Genomic DNA, 8,960 nt, shown 5'->3' with positions numbered 1-8,960 from the left:
TGTTGGAAGGCTGGCGTATCCATGATGAAGGTCCTTGCGGTGATGACCTACTTCCAGATTAGCCTTCCAACACATAATTGGGACAGCGCCTTTTTCATGGCCCCATGACCCGTTCCCCGCCAGCCTGTTGGCAGGCATACTGCTCCTTCATCCCCATGCAGGAGCACATATGAAACAGTTGAACACCCTCAAGGCCGAGGGACGGATCGAGGAAGCCCGTCAGCACGGTCTGCTGCAACTCATCGCGCACCCGGCCCACGCCGAGCTGCATTACGAAGTGGCCGGACTGCACGACATGCTGGGGCGAGAGGCACAGGCCATTCCCCTCTATCAGAAGGCCGTGTCGCTGGGGCTTGGCGAGTCGTCGCTGCGCGGAGCCCTGCTTGGACTAGGCAGCTCCTATCGCACCACAGGCCGTCATGCCGAGGCGCTGGCCACCTTTGACGAGGCCCTGTCCCGCTTCCCCGATGCCGTGGAGTTCAAGGTGTTTCGTGCCATGACCTGCTACAACCTGGGGCGCAGCAAGGAGGGAATGGAGACGCTGCTGGGGATCCTCGCGACCACCACCACGGATCCCGCCCTGTTCCCCTACCGGCGCGCCATGGCACTCTATGCCGAGGATCTGGACAGGCGCTGGTGAGCGCCAGAAACGACAAAGCCGCTCAAAAGAGCGGCTTTGTCTGAAAATGGTGGCCCCTGGGGGACTTGAACCCACGACCAATCGATTATGAGTCGACTGCTCTGACCAACTGAGCTAAGGGGCCATTGATGCTGGTTAGCGGCGTGGATTATAGGGGATGGCGGATACCCCGTCCATAGTCAGATCAAACACTTGGCGAGATTTCATCCATATTCAAGCGGTTCCATGACCCCTCTTCACGCCCATGCCAGCACGGATAAAACAAAGCCCCGCATGGCGGGGCTTTTTGTTGCAATGTCAGGCTGACAGAACTCGGGACTACTCGTCCAGGAAACTGCGCAGCACTTCCGAGCGGCTCGGATGGCGCAGTTTGCGCAGGGCCTTGGCTTCGATCTGACGGATACGCTCACGGGTGACGTCGAACTGCTTGCCCACTTCCTCGAGGGTGTGGTCAGTGTTCATGTCGATACCGAAGCGCATGCGCAGTACCTTGGCCTCCCGTGCGGTCAGACCGGCCAGCACTTCGCGGGTCGCGTTGCGCAGGCTCTCGCTGGTGGCCGCATCCGCTGGCAGAGCCAGGGTGGTATCTTCGATGAAGTCACCCAAGTGGGAGTCTTCATCATCACCGATGGGCGTCTCCATGGAGATGGGCTCCTTGGCGATTTTCAGTACCTTACGGATCTTGTCTTCCGGCATGCCCATACGCATGGCCAGCTCTTCCGGGTTCGGTTCACGACCCATCTCCTGCAGCATCTGGCGGGAGATACGGTTGAGCTTGTTGATGGTCTCGATCATGTGCACCGGGATACGGATGGTACGGGCCTGATCCGCGATGGAGCGGGTAATGGCCTGACGGATCCACCAGGTGGCATAGGTCGAGAACTTGTAGCCGCGACGATATTCGAACTTGTCGACCGCCTTCATCAGACCGATGTTACCCTCCTGGATCAGATCCAGGAACTGCAGACCGCGGTTGGTATACTTCTTGGCGATGGAGATAACCAGACGCAAGTTAGCCTCAACCATCTCTTTCTTCGCACGGCGGGCTTTGGCCTCACCAATGCTCATGCGGCGGTTGATATCCTTGATCTGGGCAATCGACAGACCGGTCTCTTCTTCGATCTGCTGCAGCTTGCCGATGGAACGCAGGACTTCTTCGTCCATCTCGAGCAGGCGGGGAGACCACGCCTTGCCGGCCTGCTTCTGGTATTCGAACCAGGCAGTTTCGCACTCGTTGTTGGTGAAGGCCGCGACGAAGGTCTTCTTCGGCATCTTGGCCTGCTCAACGCAGAGCTTCATGATGATGCGTTCCTGCACGCGGACACGCTCCATCATCTCCCGCATGTTGTTGACCAGGCGATCGAACTGCTTGGGCATCAGGCGGAATTGACGGAAGACATCGGCCAGCTGGGCGATGGCATTCTGGGTGTCGTCGTGGGCACGGCCATTCTGCTGAATGGAGAGACGAGTCACCTCGTACTGGGCACGCAGTTCGCCGAATTTCTCGCGAGCGACTTCCGGATCCGGGCCACCGTCGCCGTCATCGTCGGAGTTGTCACCGTCTTCGTCTTCGTCCTCATCTTCGTCTTCGTCTTCGTCGGCGAGGTCGTCCTCGCTGAGTTCGGAGCCGATATGAGTGGCGGTCGGTGCCACGTCATCCACTTCGTTCGGATCGATGAAGCCGGAGATGATGTCGGACAGGCGAAGCTGCTCGGCTTCGTACTTGTCGTACTGTTCGAGCAGATAGGTGATGGCTTCAGGGTACTCGGCGACGGAGCTTTGTACCTGGTTGATACCGTCTTCAATCCGCTTGGCGATGTCGATCTCGCCTTCGCGGGTCAGCAGTTCGACGGTACCCATTTCCCGCATGTACATGCGGACGGGATCGGTCGTGCGACCAATCTCAGATTCAACTGATGCCAGAGCCTGGGCCGCTGCTTCGGCAGCGTCCTCATCGGCGGTACCACCTTCAGCCATGATAAGGTCATCGGCATCCGGAGCGTTTTCAACCACTTGAATGCCCATATCGTTGATCATCTGGATGATGTCTTCGATCTGGTCTGAATCGACAATGTCTTGCGGGAGGTGATCGTTCACCTCGGCATAGGTCAGGTAGCCCTGTTCTTTACCTTTGGCAACGAGGAGTTTAAGCTGAGACTGCGGGGTTTGCTCCATAGAACTCATCCGGTTGGTGTTGCTAGGTTGCGCGTACAGTGCGCTGCTGCGCAAATAGCCAATTCTAATAGAAAACCGCCAGACATGCTATGTCTGGTTGCGGCGTCGGTCATGAGAAACCCCTGCCCGCAGTGTTGTCGGGGCCAGGTGGTTATAAAGTGTTTGCTTTCAATCCCGTCGATTCGGGCAACGCTATTCATATTGGGACTGCTCACTCAAATATCAAGCCCCACTCTCATTTCTTTTCTCAATCTGCACCTCTCTGATCAGCATCATCAGCTCCTGAGTTTCCTCAGAGCTTAGCCCTTCCTGCGCCACCTTGGCCTGCAATTCTTCGATCCGTTGCTTCAGGAAAAGGTTGATGAAACCGACAAAAGTATCCTGCAATTCTCCCAGAATATCGGGCTCCTGGTCGAGCTTTACCTCTTCAAACAGGTCATGCATCGCCAGCTGGGCAAGTATTTCTCCCTCTTTTGTGCCGCGCCAATGCTCCAGCAGGATACCCGTTGTCACTCCCGGCTGGATCAGGATCTGCTGGTGCAGTTGCAGCAGGAAAGGGATCCCCTGCAGGCGCAGCCCGGCCAACTCGGGCATGGCCGGCAGCTCGGCGGTGATCGCCGGATACTGCACCATCAGGGCCAGAGCCCTGCGGATCGGCGTCAGTTTGGTCGCCTTGGGTTTGTTAACTTCCGCCTTGGGCTGGCTGTTGCGGGCAAACAGCTCGGCAATCCGCTGCTTGTTTTCTCCCCAGCGCATCATGCTGGAAAGTCGGGTAATCAACCCCTCGCGAGTGAAACCTTCCGGTACCCGACGAATCAGCTCGGCGGCCTTGTTGGCCACTTCAAACTTGCCTGCCTCACCGGAAAGAGCCGCATCGCGCCCGAGGCGTTCGAACATGAAATCCGCAAACGACTGGGCCTTGTCGAGCAGCGCTTCGAACCCCTCCTTGCCGATCTGGCGTACCAGCGAGTCGGGATCCTCGCCATCCGGCAAAAAGACGAACTTGAGTTCACGGCCGTCCTGCAGGTGGGAGAGCGCGTTATCCAGCGCCCGCCAGGCCGCTTCCCGACCGGCGTTGTCGCCGTCGTAGCAACAGACCACCTCTGCCGTGGTACGGAACAGGGTGTGGATGTGATCGCTGGTGGTCGCAGTCCCCAGTGCCGCCACCGCATAGTCGATGTCGTACTGGCCGAGCGCCACCACATCCATGTAGCCTTCCACCACAAGGATCCGGCGCGGATCCTTGTGTGCCTGCTTGACCTCATAAAGGCCGAACAACTCCCGCCCCTTGTGGAAGATGGGGGTTTCGGGGGAGTTCAGGTACTTGGGCGTGCCATCCCCCAGCACTCGGCCACCGAAGCCGATGACCCGGCCACGCTTGTCACGGATCGGGAACATGATGCGATCGCGGAAACGATCGTAGCTGCCCGGGCCGCTGTCACGGGGGATCAGCATACCGCCCGAAATCAGCAGTTGTTCGTGATCCCTACTGGCGCCAAAGCGGCGACGCACCTGATCCCAGTCCCCAGGGGCATAACCGATGTTGAAGCGCTTGACCACCTCGCCAGTCAGGCCCCGGCCTTTCAGATACTCCACCGCCTGAGGCGCGTTCTTGAGATTGCTCTCGTAGAAGCGCGCAATCTGGTTCATCAGCTCGAACAGATCCTTGCTGACGGCTGGTTGGCTATGGCTTGATCCACCCGCCGTTTGCTCACGGGGGACCTGCATACCGTGCAGGCTTGCCAGCTCTTCGATGGCATCGGGGAATTCCAGGCCGTCGTACTCCATGACAAAGCCGATGGCATTGCCGTGGGCACCACAACCGAAACAGTGATAGAACTGCTTCTCCTGGCTGACGGTAAAGGAGGGGCTTTTTTCGTTATGAAAAGGGCAGCAAGCCTGGTAGTTCTTACCGGCTTTCTTCAACCGCACACGGGAGTCGATCAACTCGACTATGTCCGTGCGTACGAGCAGATCATCGATAAAGGATTGCGGGATCCTGCCAGCCATAACCGTCCTGTTTCATTGCATAGGAAATAAAAAAGCCGCGCATTCCAATGGGAAGCACGGCTTCTTCGACCAAACAAGAGAGTTGCCTGTTACGCCAAGCGGGTTTTCACCTGAGCACTGACGGCGCCGACATCGGCACGCCCCTGAATTTTTGGCTTCAAGACAGCCATGACTTTACCCATGTCAGCCATGACGGCAGCACCACTTTCAGTGATGGCTTGCTCGATCAGGGCGGCAATTTCGTCTGCGGTCAGCTGTTGTGGCAGGAACTCCTGCAGCACAACGATCTCGGCGGACTCTTTGTCGGCAAGATCCTGGCGACCGGCAGCTTCAAACTGGCTGATGGAATCGCGACGCTGTTTGACCATTTTGGTCACGACAGCGAGGATCTCTTCATCATTGAGCTCGACACGGGTATCGACTTCACGCTGCTTGATTTCTGCCATCAACAAGCGGATAGCACCCAACCGAGGCTTGTCTTTGGCAAGCATGGCGAGCTTTTGCTGATCCTTGAGTTGATCCTTCAGAGACACGGCATGATCCCTTGATTAGTACAGGCGGATACGACGTGCGTTTTCGCGGGACAGCTTCTTGGCGTGACGCTTGACAGCGGACGCTTTGGCACGCTTGCGAATGGTAGTCGGCTTCTCGTAGAACTCACGGCTACGAACTTCGGACAGGATACCGGCCTTTTCGCAAGAACGCTTGAAGCGACGCAGAGCAACGTCAAACGGCTCATTTTCACGGACTTTGATTACTGGCATGTGCCTTTCACCTCAGTGATAAATTGTTAGCTGACCTTCAATCGATCAGCATGTCTTAAAATGGTGCGAAATTATACTCTGGACAGGGAATGAAAGTAAACCCGCAGAGATCGCTCTGGTTTAAAAAACCCGCGAAGGTTACCATAGCCGTCTCATTTTAGCAGTGAAATTTTTTAGCAATGCGTGTATTGGGCATAGAGACATCCTGTGACGAAACCGGGATCGCGATCTTCGATGATCAAAAAGGGATCCTTTCCCACCAGTTGTACAGCCAGGTCAAGCTGCATGCGGACTACGGCGGCGTCGTTCCCGAGCTCGCCAGCCGGGACCATGTACGCAAGACGATCCCCTTGATCCAGGCCGCCTTGAAAGAGGCCGGACTTGGCAAGGATGACATCGATGGCATCGCCTATACCGCGGGGCCAGGTCTGGTTGGCGCCATCCTGGTCGGGGCGACCATAGGCCGCTCGCTGGCCATGGCCTGGGACAAGCCGGCCATCGCCGTACACCACATGGAAGGCCACCTGCTGGCCCCCATGCTGGAAGAGCGAGCCCCCGAGTTTCCCTTCGTGGCGCTCTTGGTTTCCGGCGGCCACTCCATGCTGGTCCGGGTCGACGGCATCGGCAGCTACCAGCTGCTGGGCGAATCGATCGACGATGCCGCCGGTGAGGCGTTCGACAAGACCGCCAAGCTGATGGGTCTGGACTATCCCGGTGGTCCACTGCTCTCCCGGCTGGCAGAAAAGGGCACCACTGGGCGCTTCACCTTCCCCCGTCCCATGACCGATCGCCCAGGGCTCGACATGAGCTTCTCCGGCCTCAAGACCTTTGCCGCCAATACCATAGCAGCCAATGGCGACGACGAGCAGACCCGTGCCGACATCGCCCGGGCGTTTGAGGATGCGGTGGTCGACACCCTGGCCATCAAGTGCCGTCGTGCCCTGAAAGAGACCGGCCTCAATCGTCTGGTCGTGGCAGGCGGCGTCAGCGCCAACCGTCATCTGCGCGCCCAGCTGGCCGAGCTGATGGAGAGCCTCAAAGGTGAAGTCTTCTACCCGCGCACCGAATACTGCACCGACAACGGCGCCATGATCGCCTATGCCGGCATGCAACGCCTGAAGGCGGGAGTCTTCGAACCCCTCGTCGTCAAGGCCGTGCCGCGCTGGCCGCTGGACACTCTGGATCCGGTATGATCCGGAAGATCCACGACAAAAAGAAAGGGGCCTGTGGCCCCTTTTTCATCTTGATGACGGTATTCATACCCGTTTAGTTGGTGCGGAACAGCGCTTCGATGGAGAGTCCCTGCCCCAGCAGGATCTCCCGCAAGCGGCGCAACCCTTCCACCTGGATCTGACGCACCCGCTCGCGGGTCAAACCAATCTCGGCACCCACGTCTTCCAGGGTGGCCGGTTCATAGCCGAGCAGACCGAAACGGCGGGCCAGCACTTCGCGCTGCTTGGGATTCAGCTCCTCCAGCCAGTGCACTATGCTGCTGCGCATGTCATCTTCCTGGGACTCCAGCTCGGGCCCCATGCCGCGCTCGTCGGAAAGCACATCCAGCAACGCCTTGTCGCGATCGCCACCAATGGGAGTATCCACCGAGGTGATCTTCTCGTTGAGCTTGAGCATGCGATTCACATCGTCCACAGAGCGATCCAGTGCAGAGGCGATATCCTCGGCGGTCGGCTCATGGTCGAGGCGATGGGAAAGCTCGCGCGCAGTGCGCAGATAGACGTTCAGCTCCTTGACCACATGGATGGGCAGACGAATGGTCCGGGTCTGGTTCATGATGGCCCGCTCTATGGTCTGGCGGATCCACCAGGTGGCATAGGTAGAGAAACGGAAGCCTCGCTCGGGGTCAAACTTCTCGACCGCGCGAATAAGACCGAGGTTGCCCTCTTCGATGAGATCCAGCAGCACCAGGCCGCGGTTGTTGTAGCGCCGGGCAATCTTGACCACTAGGCGCAGGTTGGATTCAATCATGCGCTTGCGCGCCGCTTTGTCGCCACGCAGGGCACGGCGGGCGTAGTAGACTTCCTCTTCGGCCGTGAGCAAGGGGGAGAAGCCTATCTCCCCCAGATAGAGCTGGGTGGCGTCCATTACCTTGTTCAGCTCTGGCGCCATCAGTTCATCGGAAATGGTCTCTTCGGCTTCGGCCGCCACTTCCTGAACCTCTTCTTCCTCCTGAACCTCCAGCTCCTCGTCGAACTCTAACTCTGCATCCTGCATTACCAGTTGTTCTTGGCTCATGATATCTCTCCCTGACCTACACCAGAGTAAGACTCAGCTCTCTGAGTTAACGCTTTGGCAAATAGCCCATCGGGTTGATCGACTTGCCTTTGTACCGGATTTCAAAGTGCAAGCGCACATCCGGCGCATCCGTGCTACCCATATTGGCGATAACCGCTCCGCCCTTCACGGTGTCTCCCTCCTTGACCCTCAACTCATCGTTGTGAGCGTAGGCGGAGAGGTAGTCATCGTTGTGCTTGAGAATTATCAGCTTGCCATAACCTCGCAGTGCACTGCCCGCATAGACCACTTTGCCGCTGCTCGCAGCGTAAATGGGTTGGCCCTTCTGGCCGGAAATGTCGATGCCCTTGTTGCCTTGTTCCGCAACGGAGAAGCCTTCAACGATCCGCCCTTTGGTCGGCCAATGCCAGGAGAGTGTTGACGAGGAACTGACGGTTTTTTGTTCTTTAGCCTGAGCGTATGCTGTTGACGAGGCAGGAGCAATCGTTTTCTGAGCAATAAATGGTGTGGTCGTACCTGCCGGAGCCGTGGCCAGGGGTTTGGGCCCCGTGCTGGTCACCACCGGTGTGGTTGCTGCCACCATCTGACCACCCGAGGAACCCGAGCCCCCCACATTGAGCACCTGGCCCACGTGCAATGCATAAGGAGCCTGGAGGTTGTTGCGCTGGGCCAAGGCCTGGTTGGAAAGACCGAACTGGCGACCGATGCTGCTCAATGTATCGCCACGGCGCACCTCGTAACTACCAGACCCCGTCACGCTGCCACGACTGACAGGGCTGCCGACGGTTGCCACCGCCATGGGGGCGGAAGCGCCATCGAGCCTGAGCTGCTGGCCGGGATAAATGTTATAGGGGGGAGTGATGCCATTGATGCTGATAAGCGAAGCCACATCCATGCCAGAACGAAATGCAATGGAGTAGAGAGTGTCTCCTTTGACCACGGTGTACCCGTTGCCTGCAATGCCGGGCTTGGTCATACCTTGACGCACGGGGATGGTCGAAGCGACCTGATCATTGCCCAGGCTGTGCACCGGAGCCGCAGTCTTGCTGGAGGAACAGGCAAGCAGCAGCCATGACAACACGACGACACCGCTACCTTGCCAAACACGCGAACACATAGTG

Annotated in this window: 8 protein-coding genes and 1 tRNA gene; 2 read left to right on the top strand and 7 right to left on the bottom strand. The window is 58.1% G+C overall.

Annotated features, from left to right (window positions below; genetic code table 11):
* The first annotated feature begins 169 nt into the window (after window positions 1-169).
* Window positions 170-640 (top strand): tetratricopeptide repeat protein, encoded by a 471-nt coding sequence (locus AB5Y68_RS20785; RefSeq protein WP_039041048.1) that lies wholly within the window; start codon window positions 170-172, stop codon window positions 638-640.
* A gap of 47 nt (window positions 641-687) precedes the next feature.
* On the opposite strand, the gene AB5Y68_RS20780 is transcribed toward AB5Y68_RS20785, so the two are convergent.
* The 5 genes from AB5Y68_RS20780 to rpsU all read right to left on the bottom strand — a co-directional run bounded on the left by AB5Y68_RS20780 (window position 688) and on the right by rpsU (window position 5,589).
* Window positions 688-764 (bottom strand) — tRNA-Ile (locus AB5Y68_RS20780).
* Window positions 765-958: 194 nt separating this feature from the next.
* Window positions 959-2,854: an RNA polymerase sigma factor RpoD gene (gene rpoD, locus AB5Y68_RS20775; RefSeq protein ID WP_263639565.1), complete on the bottom strand. Its 1,896-nt coding sequence runs from the start codon at window positions 2,852-2,854 to the stop codon at window positions 959-961.
* Between the two features lie 183 nt (window positions 2,855-3,037).
* On the bottom strand, window positions 3,038-4,825 hold the full coding sequence (gene dnaG, locus AB5Y68_RS20770) for a DNA primase (protein WP_010675617.1): 1,788 nt from the start codon (window positions 4,823-4,825) through the stop codon (window positions 3,038-3,040).
* A gap of 89 nt (window positions 4,826-4,914) precedes the next feature.
* On the bottom strand, window positions 4,915-5,358 hold the full coding sequence (locus AB5Y68_RS20765) for a GatB/YqeY domain-containing protein (protein WP_010675618.1): 444 nt from the start codon (window positions 5,356-5,358) through the stop codon (window positions 4,915-4,917).
* A gap of 15 nt (window positions 5,359-5,373) precedes the next feature.
* Window positions 5,374-5,589: a 30S ribosomal protein S21 gene (rpsU, locus tag AB5Y68_RS20760; protein WP_005309452.1), complete on the bottom strand. Its 216-nt coding sequence runs from the start codon at window positions 5,587-5,589 to the stop codon at window positions 5,374-5,376.
* A 179-nt stretch (window positions 5,590-5,768) separates the two neighbouring features.
* Here rpsU and tsaD point away from each other — a divergent pair, with 179 nt between their 5' ends.
* The gene (gene tsaD / locus AB5Y68_RS20755; protein WP_010675619.1) at window positions 5,769-6,782 is read left to right on the top strand and encodes a tRNA (adenosine(37)-N6)-threonylcarbamoyltransferase complex transferase subunit TsaD; all 1,014 of its coding nucleotides are present in this window, start codon (window positions 5,769-5,771) and stop codon (window positions 6,780-6,782) included.
* A gap of 73 nt (window positions 6,783-6,855) precedes the next feature.
* Here the strand turns inward: tsaD and rpoS are convergent, their stop codons facing one another.
* Together rpoS and AB5Y68_RS20745 are read right to left on the bottom strand one after the other, a co-directional pair.
* On the bottom strand, window positions 6,856-7,839 hold the full coding sequence (gene rpoS / locus AB5Y68_RS20750) for an RNA polymerase sigma factor RpoS (RefSeq protein WP_010675620.1): 984 nt from the start codon (window positions 7,837-7,839) through the stop codon (window positions 6,856-6,858).
* 46 nt (window positions 7,840-7,885) lie between these two features.
* Window positions 7,886-8,956: a LysM peptidoglycan-binding domain-containing protein gene (locus tag AB5Y68_RS20745; protein WP_039041047.1), complete on the bottom strand. Its 1,071-nt coding sequence runs from the start codon at window positions 8,954-8,956 to the stop codon at window positions 7,886-7,888.
* Between the last annotated feature and the right edge of the window lie 4 nt (window positions 8,957-8,960).

The organism is Aeromonas sp. R6-1 (assembly GCF_040908165.1).
Taxonomy (GTDB): domain Bacteria; phylum Pseudomonadota; class Gammaproteobacteria; order Enterobacterales; family Aeromonadaceae; genus Aeromonas; species Aeromonas caviae.
This window is presented reverse-complemented; position numbering and strand designations above follow the sequence as displayed.

What these genes read in the sequence shown, in the direction of transcription:
- AB5Y68_RS20785 (WP_039041048.1), top strand. Translation starts at nt 170, where the DNA reads ATGAAACAGTTGAACACCCTCAAGGCCGAGGGACGGATCGAGGAAGCC.
- dnaG (WP_010675617.1), bottom strand. Translation starts at nt 4,825, where the DNA reads ATGGCTGGCAGGATCCCGCAATCCTTTATCGATGATCTGCTCGTACGC.
- rpsU (WP_005309452.1), bottom strand. Translation starts at nt 5,589, where the DNA reads ATGCCAGTAATCAAAGTCCGTGAAAATGAGCCGTTTGACGTTGCTCTG.
- tsaD (WP_010675619.1), top strand. Translation starts at nt 5,769, where the DNA reads ATGCGTGTATTGGGCATAGAGACATCCTGTGACGAAACCGGGATCGCG.
- rpoS (WP_010675620.1), bottom strand. Translation starts at nt 7,839, where the DNA reads ATGAGCCAAGAACAACTGGTAATGCAGGATGCAGAGTTAGAGTTCGAC.
- AB5Y68_RS20745 (WP_039041047.1), bottom strand. Translation starts at nt 8,956, where the DNA reads ATGTGTTCGCGTGTTTGGCAAGGTAGCGGTGTCGTCGTGTTGTCATGG.